The following is a 24,407-nucleotide window of genomic DNA, read 5'->3' as shown; positions in this document are numbered from 1 at the left end:
ATCGCATTGGATTATCCCATGGAAGTGATATATCGCAAAGAGAACGACCACATAGGCCGCTCTCACTATATTTAAAAGCATTCAAACATTTCATTTTCAATATGTTTTATTTCCAGCTTATTCTCAATGTTTAATCAGCCTGCAACTCCAGCAAAGCGTCACGCAGCTCGGCAGCCCGCTCGAACTGTAGGTTCTTGGCGGCGTCCTTCATTTCTGCTTCCAGACGCTGAATGAGGGATTGACGCTCCTTCTTGGAAAGTTTACCCGTCTCATTAGGAAGGTAATCATTCTTCGACTCTGCCACCTTGGTTGCTTCAATAACATCACGAATCTTTTTACGAATTGTTTGCGGGGTAATCCCATGCTCTTCATTATACTGAATTTGAATCGCACGGCGACGTTCGGTTTCCTTTATCGCTTTATCCATAGAATCGGTAATCTTATCGCCGTACATAATAACACGACCGTCACTATTCCGTGCTGCCCGTCCGATCGTCTGAATCAGAGAGCGCTCAGAACGCAGGAAGCCTTCTTTGTCCGCATCCAAAATCGCGACCAGAGATACTTCCGGCAAATCAAGACCTTCCCGCAACAGATTGATCCCGATTAGCACGTCGAAGGTACCTAGACGAAGATCTCGCAAAATAGCCATCCGCTCCAGCGTCTTAATCTCGGAGTGCATATACCGAACCTTGATGCCCACTTCTTTTAAATAGTCAGTCAAATCTTCAGACATCTTCTTCGTAAGTGTGGTCACCAGTACCCGTTCTTCACGTTCTATGCGAAGCCGTATTTCATTAATAAGATCGTCAATCTGCCCCTTGCTCGGACGCACCTCAATAATGGGATCAAGAAGCCCTGTAGGACGAATAATCTGCTGTACCATCGTTTCGCATTTCTCCATCTCATAGGGTCCTGGAGTAGCCGATACATAGACAATCTGACTTACCTTATCCTCGAACTCTTCAAACTTCAACGGGCGATTATCCAATGCAGATGGCAGACGAAACCCATGTTCCACCAGCACATTCTTACGCGCCTGGTCACCGTTATACATCGCCCGAATCTGCGGCAATGTAACATGAGATTCGTCGATGACGATCAGCATATCATCTGGAAAATAATCCATTAGCGTATAGGGTGTCGCTCCCCGCTCGCGAAATGTCAGTGGACCTGAGTAATTCTCGATGCCGGAACAAAAACCAACCTCTTTCATCATCTCGATATCATAGCGGGTACGTTGTTCCAAACGTTGTGCCTCTAGCAGCTTTCCTTGTTCCTTCAGCACTGCTAGCCGCTCTTCAAGCTCACGTTCAATGTTGACCAGTGCTACCTTCATTGTATCCTCATGGGTAACGAAGTGAGATGCCGGGAAAATGGCAATATGCTCTCGTTCACCGATCAATTCACCCGTAAGCACATTAATCTCGGTAATCCGTTCAATCTCATCCCCGAACAGTTCTACCCGTATAGCATGTTCCCCATGGGAAGCCGGGAATATTTCAACCACATCCCCCCGTACACGGAAAGTACCCCGCACGAAGTTGATATCGTTCCGCTGATATTGAATATCGACCAAGCGGGACAAAATCTGATTGCGGGGTTTCTCCATACCGACTCTAAGCGAGAGCAGCAGGCTTGAATATTCTTTCGGGGAACCCAAACCATAAATGCAGGAGACACTCGCTACAATAATAACGTCACGACGCTCAAACAGAGAGCTTGTCGCTGAGTGGCGCAGTTTATCAATCTCCTCATTGATGCTGGAATCCTTCTCAATATACGTATCGGAAGACGGGATGTATGCTTCCGGTTGATAGTAATCATAGTAGCTGACAAAATAATCGACGGAGTTATTCGGAAAGAACTCTTTAAACTCACTCGCCAGTTGAGCAGCCAAAGTCTTATTATGTGCAATAACCAGCGTAGGTCGATTCAACTTGGCAATGGTCTGTGCGATGGTAAACGTCTTACCTGTTCCCGTAGCACCCAATAGCGTTTGATGCTTCTTTCCTTCTGCAATTCCCTCTACCAATTCAAAAATGGCCTGAGGCTGATCGCCTTGAGGTTGGAATTCCGACTGAATTTCAAAAGTCTTATCGCTAACAACGATATCACTCATTGCCCTGCATCACCCTTATCGTCTAAAATGGAAACATCATGATTTTACACCAGTCGAGCTTTACCGTCTTTACCTGTAATTCTATGTCGATATTTCCCGAGCAATGATACTTGGGAAATATGGTTGGATAAGAATGTTTGTTCCCGTATTATACCTCTTTCTTACCGGGGATGCAAACGATAAGTCTTGAATAGGAGTGAATTAAATTTTGGATATCACCATCGTATTGGGCATCATCGCCGGAATCATAGCATTAATCGGTGGCTTCTTATGGGAAGGCGGCGAATTTACAGGGCTGCTTCAAGGTACATCGGCTCTAATTGTATTTGGTGGAACTTTCGCCGCAGTTGTGATCAGCTACCCTGCCTCCAAGCTGAAGACTATACCCATTGCTCTTCGGATGGCATTTAGTCGTGAGGACAATCCTACGGAGCAATATATAGAAGATTTGGTTTCCATGGCGACCACCTCCCGCCGATCCGGTGTGCTTGCGCTAGAGCGAATTTCATCGGAGCATCCGAATGCATTTTTGCGTGAAGGTCTTCAATTGGTTATCGACGGCACCGAACAGGCGCAGATCAAACAGATTTTAGAGCTTGAGTTAGATGCCATTGAACACAAACATGAAGGGTACGCCAAAATATTTGAATCCGCAGGCGGCTATGCCCCTACGATGGGGATTATCGGTACTGTAATGGGTCTGATCCATGTACTGGGCAGCCTGACCGAGCCAACTGCGCTTGGTCCGTCCATTGCTGTTGCTTTTATCGCAACACTATACGGCGTTGCTAGCGCCAATCTGATCTTCTTGCCCATCGCGTCCAAAATAAGAGCATGCAGTGAAAGTGAAATTATCATTATGGATTTGCTGCTGCAAGGTATTCTGGCTATCCAAAATGGAGAGAATCCAAAGCTTGTACGCAAAAAGTTGGAGTTCTTTATCCGCTCAGAGCAAATCATGGATCGCAAACCGCCTCGTCGCTCACGCACAGAGGACGCTTCTCCAAAGGAGGACTTCCATGAGAGCGCGCGGTAAGCGCCGTGGGCGTCAAGAAGGCGGAGACCATCGTGATCGCTGGATGATTACCTATGCTGATCTGATCACCCTACTGCTCATTTTTTTCGTCGTGATGTATGCCATGAGTAGTCTGGATGCCAAAAAGTACGATGTCGTTGTTCAGTCCCTCCAGGATACGTTCCACAAGGGTAACTCTATTTTGGAGCAAGGCTCGGGCATTACGGGTACTGCCGATCGTTACACCAATAAGAATCCACCCACGACCAAGCAACCGGCATCCGATAAAAAAGAAGCGGGATCGAACAAACTCACCGAGCGTGAACAGGCATTTCGCATGCAGGAAAAAGAGCTGCAAAATCTAATGGGTGTCATTCAAGAATATATTACGGACAACAAACTGGAAAACCAGATTTTTGTGTCAGATCAGCCGCGTGGTATTGTCATTACGCTGAATGACCGCTTTTTATTCGATCAAGGCAGAGCCGCACTCAAGCAAGGCTCTGCCAACACGTTATCCAAGTTAGCCAGTCTGTTTCGAGATTTGAAAACACCAATTAGCATTGAGGGCCATACGGACAACATTCCGTTCACTCGCTCCTCGAACTCATCGACCTATAAGGACAACTGGGAGCTTTCCGGCGCACGGGCACTATCTGTACTCCGATTCTTTCTCGACAGAGAGCAACTGTCACCCTCAGGATTTCAGTATGCGGGTTATGCAGATACCCGGCCGGTTGGTGACAATAGCACCGAAGCTGGACGACAAAAAAACCGCCGTGTCGAAATCACTGTGCTGCGCCAGCTTCAGCAGTAAAACCCAAAAACCTCCTGAGTCACGCAACAACGTGAATCGGGAGGTTTTTTAGATACATATCATCATGTTACATGGCTTCCCCTCTGATGTAGACGCAGAACAATAAACCGTACGAACAACGTGTATAAGAGCGGCGTACGAGATGCAATAGAGATTATCTTGTTTATTCTATATCCCACTATGTATTAGAAGCCAAGGTGAAGTTAGGTATATTTTGCTGCTACTCGAAAATTAATAAGATAGGACAAGCTCATGTTGCTTCTCTTGCATCTGTGAACTATTGGTTATAGTATGTCTACGATAGCTGCATTTCCAATCGCTGTACTTATTAAGGAGTCGATCCAACTCCATGGACTTGATTAACACCCGCCGATCCTTCAATCCCACCTCATTCGCCAAATCATTTAATTCTTTCCGCTTTTCTTCGATGCAGTCCTCCAATTGTCGCAATTTCACATCAATAAACCTCCTGTTCGGTGTGGTATTTACATTAGTTTACAAGCTGATACCTTCCCCAGAGGTTAAAATTATAATAAAACCCAATTCATCCCTTAAACGGGATGAAACAAAAAAGCCAATCCAAAGGAATTGGCTTAGAAGTATAATTTCTAATTCTACTAATGTCCATTTCCATGCCCATAAGTGCTATAGTTCCCATTTCCATGCCCGAATATATCCAAATTAGTATTAATCGTTTTTCCAAAACTAACAAAACTAATTAGACTTAGTGCCAACAAGGAGAACATCGTTAATTTTTTCATCATCTAATATCTCCTCCATTATAATTTCATAATTCTTTCTATGCTGAGATGTGGAGTCCTTTCTGAACTTTTCGAACAAAGCAACACATTCTACAAACTTTGTTTTGTTATTAATATTTTTATAAAATTTTAGACTTTCTAAAATAGAATCAAGACCTTGATCGATTTTTTCATTACCAAAATAGTAAATTGCCAGTTTATAATGTAAATCAGCATATCTGTCCACAGTTGGCGCTAGCTGATAATATCCACTATCCAAAAAGAAACTATCATTAAAATCTCTAATTTCCTCTGAGAAATCGGAAAGTATGGCATCAATACTGAAATTATGTTTAATAGCAGACTCAACAATAGTAAGCAAACCAGGCAATACTTCAAGGGGATTTTTCTTAAGAAAATTAACATACGAAGGTAAACTCCCCTTTTCACCCATTAGAACCTTTAAATTAAGTTTATTTGCTTCTGCCCATAATTTGAGAAGTTCAACTTCTTCTAACCCTAATTCATCCAGTCCTTCAAACCAGCCTAAATCAGCGTAACCTTCAATGTATTCCATTGCTTTTTCATACATTCCTTGTAGTTCCAAAGCATTGCCTTTAAGTAAATAACCTTGTCCATAGTAAACAACAAGCGGCCTTTCAGTCTCTAATTGTCTATACTTTTTTATGTTTTTTCGCTTCTGAATTTCATTTTTATATACAGTTATCGCCAGGTTTCGTAGCTCGTCAGCATACCTTTCCACCTCTTTCCATTGGTGAAGACTAAAGTAGATATTAGCCAACTTCAACAAAGCATCTAAATGATAATTTTCAGGAAGTCGGTTACGATAGGGGATGAATCTTAAAACCGCTTCCAAGTTCCTCTCTAAATCTTGACCTATCGAAGCTACAAACAATTTATAATGACTAATTGCCAATCTCTCAGAATGTTGGTACTTTTCATTTTCAATGACACATTCATAGAAAGGAATTGCCTCTTGCAGCTTTCCCCCTTCGTACAACTCCTCTGCCAAAGCAAAGATTGTAGGGATGTGATTAAGATCTTCCATTAATCGAGATAGTACTTTCTCCACACACCTCAGATTTCCTATTTCAACACAACGTATAAGGAACGGCTTAACTCTTTTCCAATGAGGTCTTCCATCGTAAAAGCATTCATCAACGTATAGGTCATACAACCAGTCCTCTGGATAATTAAGCGCTTTAGTGATCAAGTCCATTTGTCGTACGGAGATAGGTTTAGGCGGATTCCCGTTAAGCATAGCACTAAAAATGCCCCGGTTAAGACCTGTAGCTTGTCCAAAACTATTAAAAGTGTAACCACCAAGTTTTAATTCTTTCTCAATTTCCGAACGAATCGTGGTTGCATTTTCCAATAAAAACACCTCCCGGCGTATTCAGATGATTTTAAAAAATCACCCTCCTCGACAATCAATTACAATATACTAGAAATTATATGAATAAATTGGATGATGGTCAACCCCTTTTTCTACACTGTTTTTTATATTATGGAATTTAATGTTTATTAAATAGTCCTCACAAAGACTTAATATCGAATAATTAAGGTAATTCAATTACCTCCACGCCCGATCTACCTTTGTCTACACTCATACTATAGGAGTGTGGATGTCTATGGAAACAACGAAACTCATAGGAGCGAAAATCCGTCAATTTCGAAAATTGCTTGGTATAACACAAGAACAGCTGGCAGAAGCATCCGATTCAACTGGTTCCTATATCGGAAAGTTGGAGCGCGGCGAGGTCAATGTGCAGATCAAAACATTGGAGAAAATAGCCGAAGCGCTGGACACAAACGTGTTTGCATTTTTTGACTTCAATCCACATGAAGAACTCAGAAGTCAGCCCTGGATATGGGGATGTATTCATATCCTTTCCCAGCAGAGTGAAGCGGAGCAAAATAAAGCTTATCGCATACTAAAAGAACTGTTTACGTCAGAGAGTGAGCTTTTGGAGAGTAACTCCTACACCCCTGATACACATGAGGAATATTAACTTTCACTCGATTAACATGCACGAAAAATTAAAAGAGCTGTGTGATCTTCTACTCTAGGTAGAGAAACATAGCCCTTTTTGCTCTAAGAGGTCATTTGCCTCATATTATTTTCCACTGCTTTTATCACTTTCTCATATTCTGTCCGTTGTTCTTCGGTCGAATGATCCTTATATTTCTCAAACAATAACGTGATGGACTTGATATAGTAAGTCTTATCGTTTAACTGTAAGGATGCTTTTAAACTAATCAGCATACTATCTATTGCCTCGGTGTAGCTTCCTTTATTAAAATAGTATCGACTAAGCTCAAGAAAAAAACGAGAATATGTTAGCAGATCATTATTTGTATGATAATACGAAATATTTGTACGTAGCTCCCTAAATTCATTAATATTCTCAGCAAAAAGGACCAGAGTATCGTCTACTGAGTAACTGTAATGATTGGCCGATTCTATAATGGTTAATAGCCCAAGTAATATTTCCTGAGGATTATTTCTAATAAGTTCAACATAGGCAGGCAAACTAGCCATATCCCCCATTAGAATTTCTAAATTCAAACGGTTAGCTTTTCCCCATATTTCGAATTTCTGTGCCTCTATCATACCAATCTCATCCAGACCTTCAAATCCAGTTAGATTTTCATAGTAAGGTATGAACTTCATAGCCGCTTCATATAGTCCTTGTTTTTCGAAGGAATTTCCCTGCATTAAATAGGCTTGACCATAATAAACGATTTGATGTCTTTCTGTATTTAGACGTATAACTTCGCGATTCTTCGCCCTCGCTTGAGCTTGATGCCAATAAATGCTTGTGACTAGTACCTCAAGTTCCTTCGCATAGTGTATAGCCGTCTCATAATCATAAAATTGGAAATATGCATTGGTCAATTTTAATAATGCGTCTAGTTGATAATTCTCGGGGAGATTCTTTCGAAACGGTGCAAACTTTATAGCTGCTTGCCGATTATTATCCAAATCAGTATTTAGAGAATAACAAAACAAACGATACTGGCAGAGTGCCAACCGCTCCGAGTGGTAATATCTCTCATTTTCGATTACACACTCGTAAAAGGGGATAGATTCCTTTTTCTTACCTACTTCGTGCAATTCTTCTGCAAACCCGAATATCGTCGGCACATAAGACAAGTCCTCGGTTAGTCTCGACAGTACCTTTTGAATACAGTCTTCCCTCCCTAACTCTACACAACGCAATAAAAAAGGCTTAATACGCTTCCAGTGCCCTTTTCCCTCGTAAAAGCATTCATCTATGTACAACTCATACAGCCAACCTTCGGGATATCCCAGTGCCTTGGTAATAAGGTCCATCTGCCGAACGGAGATCGGCTTGGGTGGGTTGCTGTTCAGCATGGTGCTAAATATACCACGGTTAATTCCAGATATTTTACTGAAGCTGCTAAATGTATAGCCTCTTTGCTTTAATTCTGTCTCTATCTTCGAGCGGATCGTTGGTGTATGTTTCATTCCAATCCCCCTCTTTAACTTGAAGAATTATATTTTTCGTCTCTTATAGCATTATAAGGTAATTTTAGTTCGTGATTTCTTAAACCTGAATATAATAATCAAACATATCTCTTGGAGGGTTTTTGTACAAAAAAATGAGCAGGTGGGATACTAAATCCCCTGCTCATTTCAACGATGGTATTTAAATAATTTTAAAATGGCGGGATCTCCCCATCGACGCAAATAATCGGTTGATTCACATGTCGCCGTATATCAGACGCCTGTCTTAATTAGCTGTCGGTTCGGTTCCCCAAACAAGTACGCCATTATGATACAACGTAGCTTTCGTATGATCGGCGAATGAAGTCTGCGTGCCTTTATACGAGTAATCGTCACTTTCGTTATAGTTCGACCAGTCTGTTTTATGAATACGGGTTTGAATTCCGCCCGTGCTTCCTCCAGGTGCTAACACGTCTGCACTCGAGTTGAAGCTGACTTCCAAATAATAATCAGCGCCGGTTACAGATTTATCCATTTTAACCAGCTTACCATTCAGCTTCGAGCAGCTCAGCATCGCATAGTCACAGTTGAATGTCTGCGCGCGGTCGCCGTCGATCGTGTAGTAGTAGCGAATTTTCAACTCGTTGATCGGTACGGAGGCTGTACCTTTGTTTAAAATTTGGAAATGCGGGTTCAAGTGGTTGTCGTTCACATTTGTATCCGCTGTGCGATACTGGAGCACCAGTCCCGTTGTCGGCTGCTGAGTATCCGCTTTCGGCGCTGCGCTAGCCGTGTTCGAAACCGTTTGACCTGCATCGTTCTTCGCTACGACTTGGTAATAGTACATCGTGTCTGCCGTTACGGCTATGTCGGTGTAGCTGCTTCCGTATACATCGCTCGCTACTGTGGCGAACGCGCCGTTTTCAGCCGTCGAACGCTTCACTTCATAGCTTGCCGCATTCGCCGATGCTGTCCAACTCAGCGCTACTTTCGCCGTTTCGCCCGCTGCGTTCAGTGTGAAGCTGCCCGGTACTGACGGTTGCTCAGTAATGCCATACGTTTTTAAGTTAGTAGGGAGCTTTTCAAGCGTAATGACGTTCGGATGATTATACACTTTTTTCAGATGCTCAAGACTGTTTTGTTTGCCGTCTCTCAGGAAGTCCCCATACCATGTAGCGAACCAGCTCCAATGGGCTTGATACGCCTTCATCAGATCAGGATCCGGGATAGGTCCGTTTTCGCTCATGGCAACTAACTTTTTGTCCTTACCCAATGCAACAAGGTCTTCATATTTTGCAATTTGCGGACTGTAGTCGCCTGCTTGCGGATAAGAGTCGAAGCTCAAAATATCCACATACTCATCCCCTGGATACCAGTCGGGAGCAACAGAGTTCCAGACCCAGATCAGATTGTTCAATTTGTGCACATTAGTCAAACGGTCGTGCATCAAAATATACAATTTTTTAACAGGCTCAGGACCTTTGGCCCCCCACCAGAACCATTTGCCTTCCGCTTCGTGCAAAGGACGGAACAGGACAGGAACTTTCGCATCCTGCAACTTCTTCAATTGCTCTGCAATCACATCGATGTCGCGAATAAGTAATTTATAATCTTCGGACTCTGGATTATTCATCGCATATTCTATATCGAATGTGGTCGAATCGGCATAGAAGCCTCTCCACCATTCTTTTCCCTGCGTATCGATCAGACCTTTCGGCGCGTTCCAGTGCCATGCAAAGGTAACAATGCCCCCTTGCTTATCCCATTCAATCGCCTTTTCCGCCTCTGTGGAACTGAGACCGTGTTCCGCTCTGCTTGGCGAATAGTCGATCAGGTCAAGCGCTGCAATAGCCGGCTTCTTACCTACATTTGCTTGAAGCCAATCAATTTCGGTTATTTCCTCTTGACCGGAAAGCATATTCTTGCCGTATTGATCAACCAGATAGTTCATCAATGCTTTTGCTTCTACCGTCGCATTCGGATTGATGAGCGTTTTGGTTACCGCATGCGGTGGACGGTCAGCAGCTGGCTCCAGCTTGACGTAGTCGATATCATACCAGCCCCAGCCTGTTTCAAAACCGATCGTATTTGCCCCTGCATTCAACAGAAGCTTACCACCGGAAGTTTCTTTAAAATCAGCCGATTTCGAAAGTATCAGCTCGCCAAACGCTTTGCCGTTTAAAGAAAAGTTGGTGCGTTTGTCATCATGAGGCGAACGGTAGCCGATTGTAAGATTGTACAAGCCTGCCGCCTCTGCCTGGATCGTCATCGTCAGGGAATCCCCTGCATTGTGGAAATTAGTTACATAGCCGGTACCTGAGAAGCCGGTCCCGCTGGATTCCACAATGGTTCCCTTCAGCGTGCCATCTTCGGCTTCATAGCGAACCGGACCGTTTACGGACGCCTGCGGAACCGCTTTCAAGACATTGGAATCGCTTGTTCCCGCATTTGTTTTTGCGGTTACTTTATAATAGTACGAAGTGCCGTTCGTTACGTTAGTATCCGTATAAGACGTTTCGATCAAGTTGGATGCTACAGCAGTAAAAGGGCCGTTTTCATACGTTGCCCGCTGTACACTGTAACCTACAACTCCGCTGGAAGCGTCCCAGGACAAATCGACTTTCCCATCGCCAGCCTCAGCTCTCAGCGCAAAGCTTTCAGGACCTTCCCCAGGTGGCACAGACGTATCATTGCCGACAGTCAACACGATGTGATAAGCCGTCAAAGGCGGTACTGTATAGGTAAAGCGGTTGCCTGAAATTTGCGTAATTGGCGCTGCTTCCTTAATTTCCGAGCTATTTTTGTCGAAGCCCCATACTTTACCGGAACCATAAGTCGTCTCGCCGGAAAGATCAAATTGGGCGTCGAATGCGCTGTCCATGCTTTTATTCATGACAACAAGGTGCAGTTCTTTGTAGGATGCATCCGTTACGGAAGCATGCACTGAACTATTGACAATATCGGACGTTTGCGCATTAACGCTGATATCACCGAAAGTAGAGCTTTTTCCGTCATAATTGCGGTAAAGCTTGTAAGCGGCACTAACGTAGTTGTTGGCACCATCCTTTAGCTTCCAGTAGTTTGCCATATAAACGTCGTTTTTGCCCAAGATGCCCAGCACATCGGTCATCGCGATACCGCCGGAAATATCATTTTCGCCGCCATAGCTATACTCGGTCAAAGCCAGCTTGGTTCCCGGGTAATACTTATCTACCGACTGCTTCAATCGAGGCAGTAAAGGCAAGAATTCGCTGTTCCATTGAGCAATCCAGCTATCTTCCTTGTAGGTCGGATCCCACAAAGTACGAGGCGCCTGCATTCTGGCTTTCTTCGTTTCGTCATTGCCTACCTCATTCGTAATTCGTATGCCTCCGCCCATCGCTTCAGGATACCAGTGCACATCGAACACATCCAGCAATCTCTTGCCTTCGGCTTGCGAGCTGAGGCGCATTTGATCCAGGTAATAGTCCACGAACCAACTGTAGCTGCCTTTTACAGAGTTCCAATCAGGTGCAGTTTGAAGATCTTTATAGGCGCCAAAACCGTAAAGAACCGGGCCAAAAATTTCCGCACCCGCGTCAACCGCTTTTACAGCTTTGGATAAACTTACTGACCGGTCTACCAACTCTTTCGCTCCGACCTTTTCACCATGAATGCGCGGATGCGTATGCGACCAGAGAGCGGGTTCATTGTCGAGCGAGTATCCTTTCACACCCGACTTTGTTGAAGCAGTGCCGTACTTTTTCACCAAAAAGTTGACGAATTCATCCGCATAAACCTGATTGTCATTCAGATCAGGCTGCAGTTGGAACGGAGCATTTTTGGCGTTTACGACCTGATTCCAACGAGCGGAAGGGGCCTTTTCGCTTTCCTGCACACTTCCGTTTCCATCCTTGGCCACATAACCGGCCATCGGCAGCGTGACTAAAGAATAAGCGCCAAGCTTCAGCGATTGATCATGAAACGAAGTCGTCACCGCTCCCGGCTTTTCGCATTCAGCTTTTGTCAGGCCGCCATTATTGCATAAATAGTTATCGCTGGATTGCTGCCAATCGCTTCCTGCATTGGACATATTGTTTTCCCAGTTATATCCGGTCATTCGATTGCCACCAAGTCGCCTGGCAGCCAAATTTTCATCGCCTGCCAACTCCTGATTCGTACCGTATATATAAGGGCTAATAGGCTTACGATCCTTGGATGTATCGACTTTAATGGTAACGGTCTTTGCCGTTTGACCGTGAACTACAGTTGGAGCCGGTAGAGCCCCCCCTACTATAATCGTGCATGCCATGACGACAGGCAGCCATTTGGAACGTTTGGACAAAATACTACTGCTACTATTTTTCACCTTCATGCCGCTTTCCTCCTTTACATTTGAAAAGAGCGGCACCCATACGAGTGCCGCTCCGTCAGGCTTTAAGGCTCCTGACCCCAAACGATTTTATCGTTCTAGTACAGCGTCACCTTACTCTAATCTGCAAATTAATTTTTTGTAGGATCGTAGGAGTATTCATCTGCCACATTGTAGTTCGTCCACTCGTTTTTGTTGATACGCGCTTGAATTTCGCCAGTCGAAGCTCCAAGTATCCGGTTGACTACACTCTCCTCTCCGTCCGAAATCCAGAATTGGCCCGGATCTTCAAGTGTTGCAACAGCCCTATTCACATCGCACATGATGGGTTTGCCGTTTGTCAAGGTAGTACCGTTACCGGCTTCTTGTTGACAAATGTGTAATAGTACAGCTCTGCTATACGTTCTACCGACCAAGCCTGCATATCGAACCATTTGTTGGACGGAAGGTCCATATACATAGATTATTCCATATAGCCATATAGTAGAACATGAATTCGCCGCAAAGTTGTTCTAGCTATTTTATCAGCAGCAGCTATTTACTGGAGAAAAATGGAACGAAGGGTATGGAGAACGGGGATTCATATCAAACTAATTCTAGAGAAATTACAGAATAAAGAGTCCCCAGCATTTAAATCATGGTAGTGTAAGAATGCTGCATTGCCTTCCAACGCTTTTACGAATACTTAAAAGTCATATTGTTTTATGTAGCTTTTATCATCTCAAAATAAGAAAAGAATGGTTGAGTAAACACAGAGCCTGCTAAACCATTCCTCAGACGCAACAGTTTTTCAATATTTAATCATTCTTCTTCAATCTATTAAGTAGCTCTTGTTGATCCACACTCATTTCCCCTACCGTACTTTATCCTTTTGAATAAGCTTATAATAGATGCGTGCAGGCTCTGACTCTCCAGTGGATAAAATGTATTCTGCTAAAGGTGCGCACAGCTTTTGGAGGTAAAAGGAATAGAGTAGCTCGGCCGTGTCAAAATGAATTTTTAACACTTGCTTCATCAGTCCTTCAAATTTGGAGTAATCCAGTTCTTCCGGGGTAATATCAAACGGGTATTCAGGAAAGGTTTTTTTCTGAATCTCGATGAATTGCTCCCTAAGTTTCGGTTGAGTGCCTGAACGGGCAGCCGAGAAATTCATCATAAAAAAAGATATAAAATCCGTCTCACGGTCACTTAACCCGTAATACTCACACCAACGCATGAACATCAGCGGTTTTACCATACATAAATCCCCTTTAACAAAAACTCAGATTTATTATGAATCACACAAAATCTAACAGGTTCCAGCATATGTAATATATAGGTTAAGCCTCATTTTAAAATATGATTCCTTAAATGAATTTTGCCTTTTAACATATCCCCTTATTTTCACAAAGAAACTCTCAGATCTATTTCATCCGAAGAGTTTCACTGTTTTTACTCAATGTCTGACCTTATTTGGGCTTATTTTCTCCGATTGGAATTTCCATTTCTAATTCATGCAAGTATGTTCTTTCCCATCTCCCCTCTTTATCATATACAGGTTCGCCTCTCGAATCGGTTACATCAAAATAGGGTTTAATGGTGATGAATTTCGGCGTTTTTTTGAAGGGAGCTACAAATATCTTGTGAATTCCCGGCCTTGTTTTGGTACCAGGGTGTCCTGAATCTCCAGTGACCCATTGCTGTTCATGCCCCTCATCATCAAAAATGGCGTAGTTCACTTTATTCATAGCCAGCCCATACCCGTATGTCTCACGCCCGAGCGTTGTCGGCCCCGGGCTTATGTAATGCGTCTTGGTTACGATCATGGTGGACATGGGCGTCATTTCCAATTTTTCTACAACCAAACGGGTAAAATCATTTGATTTTTCAACCCGGGGCGTGAGTACCCTGTTCTTCGAGGAAATTTTATGCACAGGTAATTCAAACTTAAACGGTTCTTTTATTCCTTGAATTTGTATGTCTGCCTTTAGTTTAAATTGGTCAGGAAGCTCTTTTCCTGAAGAGTACATTTTCTCTAAATCACTATAATGAATGATGACGGAACCAGGTGTGCCTCCAGAATTAGTAATCAGCGAAGGACCATCAAATTGAAATGGTTTGCCATTGTACCATAATGTGATATCCTCAATTCGGTCTTGCAGCGTTGTGCCTAATGCCTCCCCGCTACTTTCCAGCGTTAGAGCCAGACGGACACCGTCATAAGCAACCTGAGATATGCGAAGGCGGGTTCCGTTATGAGTGCTGCTAACCGCTGTCTTTGTCACAAGACCTGCTTTCTCGACTTCCTGAAGTCCCAGGTCACCAGCCCGCATAAATGCATTACCACCTGCTGTTGGAAACCCTTGATTAGCTGCCAACTGCAAAGCATTGTTGACTATCGGTACTTGCCACAACAATTTCGCCATGTTAGGAGAAACGAATGCAGAGGCTACAATTCCAACACTCAACACAGCAGTTGTTATGAGCGAAGTCCCTATAAACCTGCGACGACGTGAGGTTGGTTCCGTACGACTTGGACTTTGATAGATAAAACCTGTCTCAATCTGGCTATATACAGCCTCCAGCCGTTGCCGTACAAATGGAGTAATGGTATGCTCATTGCGAGCTCTTGCTTTGGCTGTGTCCCACTCATTATCCAACTTAATATCTCCCATGGATCGGTGTTCCCCTTTCTCCTGAATTTGATAACATGCGAAGCAGAGACTTCCGTGCGCGATACAGCCGTGTTTTGACCAGACTCTCTGAAATACCCAGCGTTTTTGAAATCTCCTTAATATTCAGATCATAAAAATATCTCAAAATGATAACGAGCCGCATCGGCTCTTCCAATTGATCCACTGCTTCATGTAGTTCAATATTTTCATACTCGCCATAAAAACCCACTTGGTATGAAAACTCAGATACAGCAACGGAGCGAGAGCGCTTTTTAGCAATTTTTTTGGATTCGTTGATGATGATCCTATACATCCAGGTTTTGAAGAGACTCCCGTCCCGCAATGTCCCCAAAGACTTGTAAGCCTTGAGTATTGCTTCTTGAAGAGCGTCTGCACTATCTTGTTCGTTTCTCAGGATAGAGCGTGCCATTCCGTATAGTTCATTCTCTACTTTTCTAATGATGTTCACAAAAGCTTGTCTATCTCCGTGTTGCGCCTTTTTGACCTCACTCTCGATATTCAAAGGGGACCTCCTTTCAAAATTTTCCTATCTATTAGATCATCTGACAGAGCAATCCGTTACAATTAACTTCCAACTTACACAACAAAAAAAGACCGTTTCAACATCTTAATGATGCTGACCAAGTCTTCTCATAGTAATCCGTATATTCACATTCGTATTTATTCTAATCCACTACATAGCTGAAAGGTTACAGGCTGCAAGTGAACACATAGGCGGGTGGGACATTGTAGTTTACCTTTTTAATCTGGATATCTCCAAAAAAGGTACGGAAGAAATTTTGCTTAACCTTGCTATACTGGAATGTAATAAACTTGCCCTCTTGGCCCAAAACTTCAGCCGTTTGTCCCAAAATGAGGCTGGATAACGCAGCGGGTAAACTGGTGAAAGGGAGTCCCGATACGATATAATCCACTTTCGAAACATGATATTGTTTCATATACCGCGCTACATGCTCGGCCGATCCGTGAATAATGTGTACCCTCTCTAAGTGTCCGTACTTGCTTTGTAATGTTTTGTAAAACGATTCATTGGCTTCAATGACTAAAAGTAGCGTTTCTGGACGCTTGTTCAAAATCAACTCTTGCGTAAACACACCGGTCCCTGCACCATATTCAATAATGCACGATGCTTTGTCAAAATAAATCGGTGTGGCAATTTGTTTGGCCAACTGTCTTGAGCTGGGTATAACAGCGCCTACGCTGCGTGGATGCCTGATGTACTCTCGAATAAAGTGAATCGCGTTCATCTTTTCCTCTCCCTGCTTGAAACACATGATAGGCATTCGGTTCATTAATGGTTCCCATTACATATTCATTGTATACCGATCAGAATATTGATTTCAAGCGGACTACTGTCAGCATATAAAAAAGAGCGTAGCCTTATTCGACTCCAATCAAATAATGACTACCCTCTTGTTGTAATATCTATTTTTCCATGGTGTCCAAATGTGCACCCTCTGCCTTCGATGCCTGTCCAGCTTTACGTCGCCGTGCGCCTATGTGCATAGCAACAATCCGGTAGATGGAGGCCGGCTGTATGGACACGGCCCAGCCTGCGTCTGCATCCGGTGCAAGCACGACCCCTAGCTGGTGGTGATCGCCATCGTACATGCCTCGCTGCACAAACTTGCTCTCGCCTTGCAGATTGCGTACCTCCAGCTTGCAAAAAGCAGAGTTGATCCGCAAGGCCTGGTGCATCTCGGCACGGCTGTTCACAACAATGCCATTCACACGGTAAATGGCCTCGCCCGGCAAAATGCCCATGGCTGTCGCCGGACTGTCTGGCAGCACAGCAAGAACACGCATCCCTTGCTCCGGATGAACAAACATTGGGCTAAGACGGCTTTCCTCTATGTTACCATACCAGATCAGCGCCTCATGAGCCAGAAAAGAGAATAACGCTGCCAACAATAGCAACGGACTCCACCAGGCCGCCAGCAGGCTTAGTAGAAGCAAAACCACACTGTACAGGAGCAAGCGGTTCGAAGTGAGTACCGCCTTCTGTCGTGGTAGCTGGCCTAGCGTGACGCTACTGAAGCCCATCAGGACTGGCAAGGCTGCCAGCATATATCCAGTTCCGGCATCGCTGCCGAACAAAGGTGTCCAGGGAAGCGTGAATCCTCCCTGAGCAGGTACCAGCAACAGCAACGGAATGGGCCAGAGGTCTTCCATACGGTAGCCGCCAACCAATCTTCCCCGTTTGCCCTCGACAAACAGCGGAGTGGCCGCCTTCCCCCCTTGCCAGCGAACCAACAGCGCCTCAGCCACATGCAGCACAGCGACCAGCACCAACAGTGCTGGAATATCCAATCCACGGATGGATGCTACCGATGTTCCGAGCGCTCCCCCGGGCTGCCAGCCACTGGCCACGTTTAAGAAAAATTGAACCACACCTAGCAGACCTACCGAATAAGCGAGACACAGGTAACGGACGCGTACCAGCATGAGCAGCAATGTGGTCACCCACAGGCACACGATGGAAGCCGGGTTCAGATGCACGCTGACGAACATTCCCAGAGCGGATAGTGCCATCCCAGCAAGCAAACCACTCCATACGACACGCCAGGTCTCTGCTGCCCAGCTATGCATTCTGGTATGAAATAGCTTGCGCTCCAGCAGCATTTGCCGACGATAGCCAAGTGCGACAATGAGTATCGAGATATAATAAAACGGCTGCAAAAGCAGGTACAAGCAAGCATTCAAGACGCTCCATCCCCATTGTAATGCCCATTCCAAGTCCATTCACACTCCTTATGTCCCTGTCCCGCTATATAGCGGATCACGTACATTTCATATCCATTCATTCTATATGAAATTGCCAACGTAGGGAAGACAATCCGGCAGACTGCAAATAAATCCCAACAACAAAGGAGGCTGTTTCCAGCCCCCTTGTTGTAGCCTTACTACTATTTCGCTACGCTTGTCTTCATTTCCTTCCGAATCTCTTCAATCCCCTGCTTGAGTTGATCATCATTTTTCGGATCGCGAATTTTTTCAATCAGCTTGGCTTCCATCGCTGCTGCTGTCTTCGCATCAATGATCCCGCTAGCCGTCAGCTTCGCCTGTTTTTGAAAAGCAATAACAGAGCTTTCGGTCACTTTGTCAAAATAACCGTCTTCGCGGCCTGGTTTGTAACCCAAGCCTTGCAGAATGATTTGCGCATTTTTCACATCACTGCTATTCATATTGTATTTCAAAGACTTTTCCTTGTTCAGTGGTGCTGCTGTGAAGTATTCAGGTTGTTCCACCGCAATATCTGGCTTAATCCCTTTTTTATGAATCCACGTTCCATTTGGCGTTAACCATTTGGCAATCGTGATTTTGAGCAGGCTACCATCACCCATTTGCTTGTCATAGCTGGTTTGTACAGTACCTTTACCAAAGGAATTTTCCCCGATCAACACTGCCCCCGCTGATTGCTGGAGAGCACCTGCCAGAATTTCAGACGCACTTGCGCTACCTTTATTCATTAGCAAAGTGACCGGATAATTTTTGCGTGAACCTTTGGATTTCTCTTCTTCACGCTTCTGGTTCTTGTCTTCCACTTGTACAATCGTTTTGCCAGAAGGTACAAATTGCTGCGCAATCTCAATGACGACGGAAAGCACGCCGCCCGGGTTATTACGCACGTCAATGACGAGCCCTTTAAGCCCTTGCTTTTCGAGCTTCGCCAACTCTTCCTTGAAACGTTCTGCTGTATTCAAGGAGAACTGGGTGATCGTGATGACACCTACACCGCCGCTTTCCATATGAGCCGTTACAGTTTCCATATCGATGTTGTCACGGGTAATCGTATATTCCAACGGATCCGGAGAGCCGCTGCGCTGAATTTTGACTTTCGCCTGACTGCCTTTAGGTCCACGAATTTTGGAAACGGCCTTGTTTAGATCCAATCCGTCCAGTGTTTCACCATTAACAGACAAAATAATATCCTTAGAGCGTAATCCTGCCTTCTCGGCCGGGGAGCCTTTAATTGGCGTTACTACGACTACTTTCCCGTTTTCTGCCGCTACCTCGGCTCCAATCCCGGTAAAGGAGCCTTCTATGGATTGCTCGAACTGTTGTGCAGTTTCTTTACCCATATAAGAGGAATACGGGTCGCCGAGCGACTCCATCATACCATTGATGGCGCCATCCACCAGCTTGGTGCGATCAACGTCCTGATAATATTGTCCCTGGATCAGATCCATCGCTGTCTCGATTTTGCGGATATCACTTCTGGAGGTGGAGCTGCTACCTGTCACACTCGCCAGCAGTCCTTCTCCCAGAGCGCTATTCCCTACTGTAGTCGTTCCAGTATAGGCAAAAGTAAGCAGACTGCCTCCAAGCAGCCCGATCACCATCAAGAGTACCGCTGTACTTTTTTTCAACATCTAATCGTCCACCGCCTTCTCATTATCTTGTAGCCTATTGCCTTACAACGCATATCCATCCACGAAGTATACGTCTAGCTTGTACGGAATATGTTAATTGTATCCTACTCCGTGTCTCAATGCACATGTTCTTCATCGGATATTAACCATTACAGCAAAGCCCTATCTACAACCGCATTGGTTACAAATAGGGCTTACCTTGTCTACTATAAATAGTTCATTGGATTTACGGGTTTGTTATTCTCGCGCACCTCAAAATGACAGTGAGGTCCTGTGGAATTGCCCGTCGAACCAACTTCTGCAATTTTTTGACCGCGTTTCACAGTCTGCCCCGTATGAACCACCGTACCGCCATTGCGAATATGTCCATATAGGGTCCATAGCCCGTCTCCGTGGTCAATCACAACCGTGTTTCCATAGCCACTCCACCATTCCGCAACAATGACAACACCGTCTTCTGCTGCATGAATATCGGTTCCCTGCGGAGCCGCCATATCAATACCGGTGTGGCCTCTAAGCTTGCCGGTAATCGGATGTACCCGCATGCCAAAAGTAGATGAGAGTCGGTAATGGGATACCGGCGAAGCCAGCGTGCCTGATCCGCCCGTATACGTACTGGCTGCCGCATGGCTGGATTTCGAGCCAGCGCCTGAGGATGAAGAAGCATATCGCTTGGCCTCAGCAGCACGCGCAGCCGCTCTAGCGCGTGCTGCTTTAGCGGCCTGCTCCGCTCTGAGCTTGTTTTTCTCCTGCACCAGACCCACACGTTTGTTAGCGAGGGCTACCAGCATATCATTTTGCTCTTCGCTGATTTCATCTGACTCGGCAATATCATGATCGTAATTGGCAATCAGTCTTTGCTTCTCTTTCTCCTTCGAATCCAGTTCTGCTTTGGCGTCCTGCTTGAGCGCATACAGCCTCTTGGCATTTTTATATTCCGTGTCCAGCTGCTTCTTCTTGCTTACGACAAGAGCCTTGTCCTTTTTATGCTCGTCCAACAGGATTTGATCCTGCTCCACGATCGTTTTCAGGGAATCTACCCGACTGAGAAAGTCACTAAAACTGGTCGAAGACATAAGCACGTCCATATATGAGACGGTTCCATCCGTATACATCAGACGCACGCGAGTTTCCAGCATTTTTTCCCGTGACTGGATACGATCAATTGCCTCGGCTAAATCTTTTTTAGTCGCACGCAGATTATCTTCCGTTTGATCAATTTGAACCGCTACACGAGTCAGCTGATCACTGACGCTGTTAATCTGGGCAAGTACAATTTTCAAGTTTTGCACGGTTTTATTTTTGTAATGTTGGGCATACTGTTTATCTTGAGCAGCCTTTTTCTGTTGTTGCTTGGCAGATTGGGCCTGCTTTTCCAATTGGTTCAGCTGCGAATTGATTTCACTCATGCTTTTGGCATATCCGTCAGAAGGCTGGATTAGCAATGCGGCTACCAAGGTAGCGGCCAACACAGATCCTGTTTTTTTCAACTTGCACTCCCCATCCTTTATCGCAAAATAACACCGGGCTTCCCCGTTCTAATTGATATCGACCACGACGTTCAGACAACGCCTCTTTATACTTTTAAGAACTTGCGCATGGACAGGGTACTGCCAATAATTCCGACCAGCATCCCCAAAATAATCAGCAAAGCACTCAACTGAATCCAAATGCCTTCAAGTGGCATAAGCTTCAACATATTCAGAGCTATATCGCCCTGAACGGCTGTGAGCAAACGCTGATAACCAGTAAATAAAATACCTACGGTAATAATAGAACCAATGAGACCAATAAGCGCGCCTTCGATAAAAAACGGCCATCGTATAAAAAAGTTGGTCGCACCGACCAGCTTCATAATGCCAATCTCTCTGCGTCGTGCCAATATGGTCACGCGAATTGTATTCGAGATGAGGAACATGGACATGATCGCCAATCCGGCTACGAATATAAAGCCAACATTACGGATCAGCTTGGTAATCGTAAAGAGCGTCTCTACGGTGCCTTTTCCATAACGAACCTTTAAAATCGGTTTCTCTGGGTGCAACGTATTCAGCTTCTCAATCTTCTCGGCCACAAATGGAACTGTTGTTGGTTCAATAACCTCTACCACAATTTTGTCCGGCAGTGGATTGCTGTCCTTGTCAAAACCCTCCAGCAGCTCCTTACCACTTTCTCCCAAATCTTTGCGCAGCTCCTCCAAACCTTGAGCTTTAGTCACAAAGGTGGCTTTACTGATTTCCGGCATCGCCGCGATTTCCTTTTGCAGCGTTTCACGCATGTTCTGCTCTACATTTAGCTCTAGAAATACGTTAACCTCCACCTGACTATCTGCCTGATCAGCCAAGGAATTAACGTTGAGCACCAGCATGATAAATACACCCAATATAAGTAGTGACACAATAATCGAGGTGACGGATGCCACGGACATCCAGCCATTGCGGAATATGTTTTTGAAACCTTCCCGCACATGACGTAAGAAGGTGTTAAAAGTCATATCCGTACTCCCCTCTTACCTGATCTCTTACGATGTTGCCGTTCTCGATGGCAATAACGCGTTTACGCATGGAGTTCACGATGTCCTTATTGTGTGTCGCCATCACAATGGTCGTACCCCGAAAATTAATTTCGTCCAGTAACTGCATGATCTCCCACGATGTTTCGGGGTCCAGATTACCCGTAGGTTCATCAGCAATGATCACGGAAGGATTGTTCACAATGGCCCGTGCAATCGCTACGCGCTGTTGCTCCCCACCGGAAAGCTGGGCAGGCTCACGATTCATTTTTGTTTTCAAGCCAACCAGTTCAAGCACTTCTGGTACCCGTTTGCGAATCAGCTTGTTGGGAGCCTCAATGACTTCCATAGCAAAAGCCACATTCTCATAGGCCGTCAAACGCGGCAAAAGTCGGAAATCCTGAAAAATGACTCCGATGTTACGACGAACATAGGGAATTTTACGCTGCTTGAGCTTCCCGATATTAAATCCATTGACTGAAATTTGCCCCTTGGTCGGTACTTCTTCTCTATAAATAAGTTTCATAAAAGTCGATTTCCCCGCCCCTGACGGGCCGACTACGTATACGAATTCATTACGGTCAATTCTCACCGATACTCCTTGAAGTGCGTGGGTTCCGTTAGTATAGGTCTTCCACACATCCTGCATTTCAATCACTCGATCACTTCCCGCTGCTTAATCATGTTACGTATAACCTAATATCCATTCGACATATTCTATGCATTTCCTTTAAAATCTTCTGTATTTCATCATACCGTTTATCATTGTAACAAATTTGTTACCTAAATAGTACCGAAAGTTTTCTGCTTTTGGCACATATATATGAATATTATGGCACACGAATACGCTATTAAGCTTATCAGACAGGAGACATCTGCATTATGAAAAAAATTCATTTATCTTTCATTTGGATATGGTCTGGTATTCTGGCGCTGGCCATATTGTGGGGAGGACTTCATCTGTACGCCGACAGACAAACGCTACCGGAGGGAGTGAGAGTCGGAGGAGTCAACGTAGGAAGCATGGATAAAACAGCTGCTCTCCGGCTGGTGGAGAAAAAGCTGGATGCATTGAAGCAACGCCCTCTGCTCCTAACAGACAGTGACAGCAGTGCACAGGATATAAAACTTACACTCGGGAAAGCAGGGATTAGTTATAAAGCGGAGGCATTCCGAAATGCCGTGAAGGCGCTCGACTCGCAGCATCTATGGACCCGTGTGCAAGCACGTTTTACCTTCGAGAAGGAATGGTCTATCACATCTTTCCGGCAGGAGAAGATCTTAAAAGCCCAATTTGGAGCCGACTGGGAGGAGCAACGATACGGCATACCTATCAATGCCGTGCGTCAGATTGACGCGAACGATCAGGTTCGTTATATCCCGGGGCGCTCTGCCCGGCGCTTGGATTGGCCCAAACTGGACGCCGCACTGGATAAGGCGCTACCCAAAGACTTTACCGCTTCCGGGGAGCCGATACGAGTGGAATTACCGTTCCTTCAGCTGGAGCCGAAAATTTCGGTGGACGGTCTGCGTAGCGAAGGTATTGAGCGCAAAATCGCCCAGTTTTCTACCAGTCTCGGTAGCAGCTCGGAAGGACGCGTGTATAACGTCAATTCAGCGGCAAGCACCGTTGATGGCTTAATTCTCAAGCCGGGCGACATATTCGACTACGGCCAATTGATTGCCAAGGCTGAGCGCACGCATGGCTTTCGTGAAGCTCCAGTGATCGTGAACGGACAGTTGGAGTCCGGCATTGGCGGTGGGATTTGTCAGGTATCCAGCACTGTCTATAATGCAGCGCTGCGAGTCGGTTTGGACATTGTTGAACGCCGCAACCATTCCTTGCCGGTCAGCTACCTGCCCAAAGGTCAGGATGCGACTTTTGCTACAGGGTCCATTAATTTTCGTTTTAGAAACAATACAGGCAAGCATTTGCTCCTTCGTGCCGCTGTCCAAGACCGAACGCTTACCGTTAAATTTTTTGGTACATTTCCGTCCAATGTTTCGTATGAACTGGAATCCCATACGGTTCGCGTACTCCCCATACCGGAGAAGAGGATTCGTAATGACTCACTTTCCCCCGGCTTCTATCAAGTAATTCGGCAGGGCAAAGAAGGGTATGTAGTAGAAACATTCCGGGTAAAAAAGGTTGACGGAAAAACCGTGGAGCGCACCCGAATCAGCCGCGATACGTACCGAGCGCAGCAACGCATTGTAGCTAGTTATGGCGGGAGCACATCATCTAAGCCACAAATACGTGAACCGGAGAAGCCTATTGTCGAGGACGGCATAAGCGAATAAAACGAAAA

General features: G+C 45.1%; 20 protein-coding genes. 4 read left to right on the top strand and 16 right to left on the bottom strand.

The annotated features are described in order from the left end of the window. Positions 1-130 precede the first annotated feature (130 nt). Positions 131-2,122: an excinuclease ABC subunit UvrB gene (gene uvrB, locus AC6EJC_RS20530; RefSeq protein ID WP_444955557.1), complete on the bottom strand. Its 1,992-nt coding sequence runs from the start codon at positions 2,120-2,122 to the stop codon at positions 131-133. Positions 2,123-2,330: 208 nt separating this feature from the next. Between uvrB and AC6EJC_RS20525 the strand changes: the two genes are divergently transcribed. Both AC6EJC_RS20525 and AC6EJC_RS20520 read left to right on the top strand, forming a co-directional pair. Beyond that, positions 2,331-3,158: a flagellar motor protein gene (locus AC6EJC_RS20525; protein ID WP_444955556.1), complete on the top strand. Its 828-nt coding sequence runs from the start codon at positions 2,331-2,333 to the stop codon at positions 3,156-3,158. Then, complete coding sequence (locus tag AC6EJC_RS20520; RefSeq protein WP_444955555.1) at positions 3,142-3,954, top strand: flagellar motor protein MotB; 813 nt, start codon at positions 3,142-3,144, stop codon at positions 3,952-3,954. The genes AC6EJC_RS20525 and AC6EJC_RS20520 overlap by 17 nt, the downstream gene beginning before the upstream one ends. 231 nt (positions 3,955-4,185) lie before the next feature. On the opposite strand, the gene AC6EJC_RS20515 is transcribed toward AC6EJC_RS20520, so the two are convergent. Together AC6EJC_RS20515 and AC6EJC_RS20510 are read right to left on the bottom strand one after the other, a co-directional pair. Then, positions 4,186-4,410 (bottom strand): Spo0E family sporulation regulatory protein-aspartic acid phosphatase, encoded by a 225-nt coding sequence (locus tag AC6EJC_RS20515; RefSeq protein ID WP_444955554.1) that lies wholly within the window; start codon positions 4,408-4,410, stop codon positions 4,186-4,188. A gap of 258 nt (positions 4,411-4,668) precedes the next feature. Then, the gene (locus AC6EJC_RS20510) at positions 4,669-6,090 is read right to left on the bottom strand and encodes a tetratricopeptide repeat protein (protein WP_444955553.1); all 1,422 of its coding nucleotides are present in this window, start codon (positions 6,088-6,090) and stop codon (positions 4,669-4,671) included. A 256-nt stretch (positions 6,091-6,346) separates the two neighbouring features. On the opposite strand from AC6EJC_RS20510, the gene AC6EJC_RS20505 reads away from it, so the two are divergent. Then, positions 6,347-6,727, top strand: coding sequence for a helix-turn-helix domain-containing protein (locus AC6EJC_RS20505; RefSeq protein WP_444955552.1), 381 nt, complete (start codon positions 6,347-6,349; stop codon positions 6,725-6,727). A gap of 83 nt (positions 6,728-6,810) precedes the next feature. Here AC6EJC_RS20505 and AC6EJC_RS20500 read toward each other — a convergent pair whose 3' ends face one another. The 13 genes from AC6EJC_RS20500 to ftsE all read right to left on the bottom strand — a co-directional run bounded on the left by AC6EJC_RS20500 (position 6,811) and on the right by ftsE (position 22,756). After that, positions 6,811-8,208, bottom strand: coding sequence for a DNA-binding protein (locus tag AC6EJC_RS20500; RefSeq protein WP_444955551.1), 1,398 nt, complete (start codon positions 8,206-8,208; stop codon positions 6,811-6,813). A 265-nt stretch (positions 8,209-8,473) separates the two neighbouring features. Further along, positions 8,474-12,541 (bottom strand): glycosyl hydrolase, encoded by a 4,068-nt coding sequence (locus AC6EJC_RS20495; RefSeq protein ID WP_444955550.1) that lies wholly within the window; start codon positions 12,539-12,541, stop codon positions 8,474-8,476. A gap of 128 nt (positions 12,542-12,669) precedes the next feature. Then, on the bottom strand, positions 12,670-12,861 hold the full coding sequence (locus AC6EJC_RS20490) for a cellulose binding domain-containing protein (protein WP_498475312.1): 192 nt from the start codon (positions 12,859-12,861) through the stop codon (positions 12,670-12,672). Between the two features lie 17 nt (positions 12,862-12,878). Beyond that, positions 12,879-12,962, bottom strand: a complete 84-nt coding sequence (locus tag AC6EJC_RS20485; RefSeq protein ID WP_237171640.1) for a hypothetical protein — start codon at positions 12,960-12,962, stop codon at positions 12,879-12,881. Positions 12,963-13,391: 429 nt separating this feature from the next. Further along, a complete protein-coding gene (locus AC6EJC_RS20480; RefSeq protein ID WP_444955548.1) occupies positions 13,392-13,775 on the bottom strand; it encodes a hypothetical protein in 384 nt (127 codons plus the stop codon). Positions 13,776-13,986: 211 nt separating this feature from the next. Further along, complete coding sequence (locus AC6EJC_RS20475; protein ID WP_444955547.1) at positions 13,987-15,192, bottom strand: DUF4179 domain-containing protein; 1,206 nt, start codon at positions 15,190-15,192, stop codon at positions 13,987-13,989. Beyond that, positions 15,179-15,715, bottom strand: a complete 537-nt coding sequence (locus AC6EJC_RS20470; RefSeq protein ID WP_444955546.1) for an RNA polymerase sigma factor — start codon at positions 15,713-15,715, stop codon at positions 15,179-15,181. The genes AC6EJC_RS20475 and AC6EJC_RS20470 overlap by 14 nt, the downstream gene beginning before the upstream one ends. A 187-nt stretch (positions 15,716-15,902) precedes the next feature. Next, on the bottom strand, positions 15,903-16,460 hold the full coding sequence (locus AC6EJC_RS20465; protein ID WP_444955545.1) for a class I SAM-dependent methyltransferase: 558 nt from the start codon (positions 16,458-16,460) through the stop codon (positions 15,903-15,905). Between the two features lie 178 nt (positions 16,461-16,638). Further along, the gene (locus AC6EJC_RS20460) at positions 16,639-17,955 is read right to left on the bottom strand and encodes a serine protease (protein WP_444955544.1); all 1,317 of its coding nucleotides are present in this window, start codon (positions 17,953-17,955) and stop codon (positions 16,639-16,641) included. 164 nt (positions 17,956-18,119) lie between these two features. Next, a complete protein-coding gene (locus AC6EJC_RS20455; RefSeq protein WP_444955543.1) occupies positions 18,120-19,586 on the bottom strand; it encodes a S41 family peptidase in 1,467 nt (488 codons plus the stop codon). A gap of 206 nt (positions 19,587-19,792) precedes the next feature. Next, entirely contained in the window at positions 19,793-21,076 is a 1,284-nt protein-coding gene (locus AC6EJC_RS20450; RefSeq protein WP_444955542.1) for a murein hydrolase activator EnvC family protein, read from the bottom strand. An 86-nt stretch (positions 21,077-21,162) separates the two neighbouring features. Continuing rightward, the gene (gene ftsX / locus AC6EJC_RS20445) at positions 21,163-22,080 is read right to left on the bottom strand and encodes a permease-like cell division protein FtsX (RefSeq protein WP_190298089.1); all 918 of its coding nucleotides are present in this window, start codon (positions 22,078-22,080) and stop codon (positions 21,163-21,165) included. After that, on the bottom strand, positions 22,070-22,756 hold the full coding sequence (ftsE, locus tag AC6EJC_RS20440; protein WP_444955541.1) for a cell division ATP-binding protein FtsE: 687 nt from the start codon (positions 22,754-22,756) through the stop codon (positions 22,070-22,072). Before ftsE ends, ftsX begins: the two co-directional genes overlap by 11 nt. Before the next feature lie 224 nt (positions 22,757-22,980). Here ftsE and AC6EJC_RS20435 point away from each other — a divergent pair, with 224 nt between their 5' ends. Continuing rightward, positions 22,981-24,399 (top strand): VanW family protein, encoded by a 1,419-nt coding sequence (locus tag AC6EJC_RS20435; protein ID WP_444955540.1) that lies wholly within the window; start codon positions 22,981-22,983, stop codon positions 24,397-24,399. Positions 24,400-24,407 lie beyond the last annotated feature (8 nt).

The organism is Paenibacillus sp. TY11 (assembly GCF_059772165.1).
The sequence above is the reverse complement of the archived record's forward strand: the minus strand, read 5'-3'. Positions and strand labels throughout refer to the sequence as shown.

Coding starts and splice junctions, on each gene's coding strand:
- uvrB (WP_444955557.1), bottom strand. CDS start 2,122: ATGAGTGATATCGTTGTTAGCGATAAGACTTTTGAAATTCAGTCGGAA.
- AC6EJC_RS20520 (WP_444955555.1), top strand. CDS start 3,142: ATGAGAGCGCGCGGTAAGCGCCGTGGGCGTCAAGAAGGCGGAGACCAT.
- AC6EJC_RS20505 (WP_444955552.1), top strand. CDS start 6,347: ATGGAAACAACGAAACTCATAGGAGCGAAAATCCGTCAATTTCGAAAA.
- AC6EJC_RS20500 (WP_444955551.1), bottom strand. CDS start 8,208: ATGAAACATACACCAACGATCCGCTCGAAGATAGAGACAGAATTAAAG.
- AC6EJC_RS20495 (WP_444955550.1), bottom strand. CDS start 12,541: ATGAAGGTGAAAAATAGTAGCAGTAGTATTTTGTCCAAACGTTCCAAA.
- AC6EJC_RS20490 (WP_498475312.1), bottom strand. CDS start 12,861: ATGTGCGATGTGAATAGGGCTGTTGCAACACTTGAAGATCCGGGCCAA.
- AC6EJC_RS20485 (WP_237171640.1), bottom strand. CDS start 12,962: ATGCAGGCTTGGTCGGTAGAACGTATAGCAGAGCTGTACTATTACACA.
- AC6EJC_RS20480 (WP_444955548.1), bottom strand. CDS start 13,775: ATGGTAAAACCGCTGATGTTCATGCGTTGGTGTGAGTATTACGGGTTA.
- AC6EJC_RS20475 (WP_444955547.1), bottom strand. CDS start 15,192: ATGGGAGATATTAAGTTGGATAATGAGTGGGACACAGCCAAAGCAAGA.
- AC6EJC_RS20465 (WP_444955545.1), bottom strand. CDS start 16,460: ATGAACGCGATTCACTTTATTCGAGAGTACATCAGGCATCCACGCAGC.
- AC6EJC_RS20460 (WP_444955544.1), bottom strand. CDS start 17,955: ATGGACTTGGAATGGGCATTACAATGGGGATGGAGCGTCTTGAATGCT.
- AC6EJC_RS20455 (WP_444955543.1), bottom strand. CDS start 19,586: ATGTTGAAAAAAAGTACAGCGGTACTCTTGATGGTGATCGGGCTGCTT.
- ftsX (WP_190298089.1), bottom strand. CDS start 22,080: ATGACTTTTAACACCTTCTTACGTCATGTGCGGGAAGGTTTCAAAAAC.
- AC6EJC_RS20435 (WP_444955540.1), top strand. CDS start 22,981: ATGAAAAAAATTCATTTATCTTTCATTTGGATATGGTCTGGTATTCTG.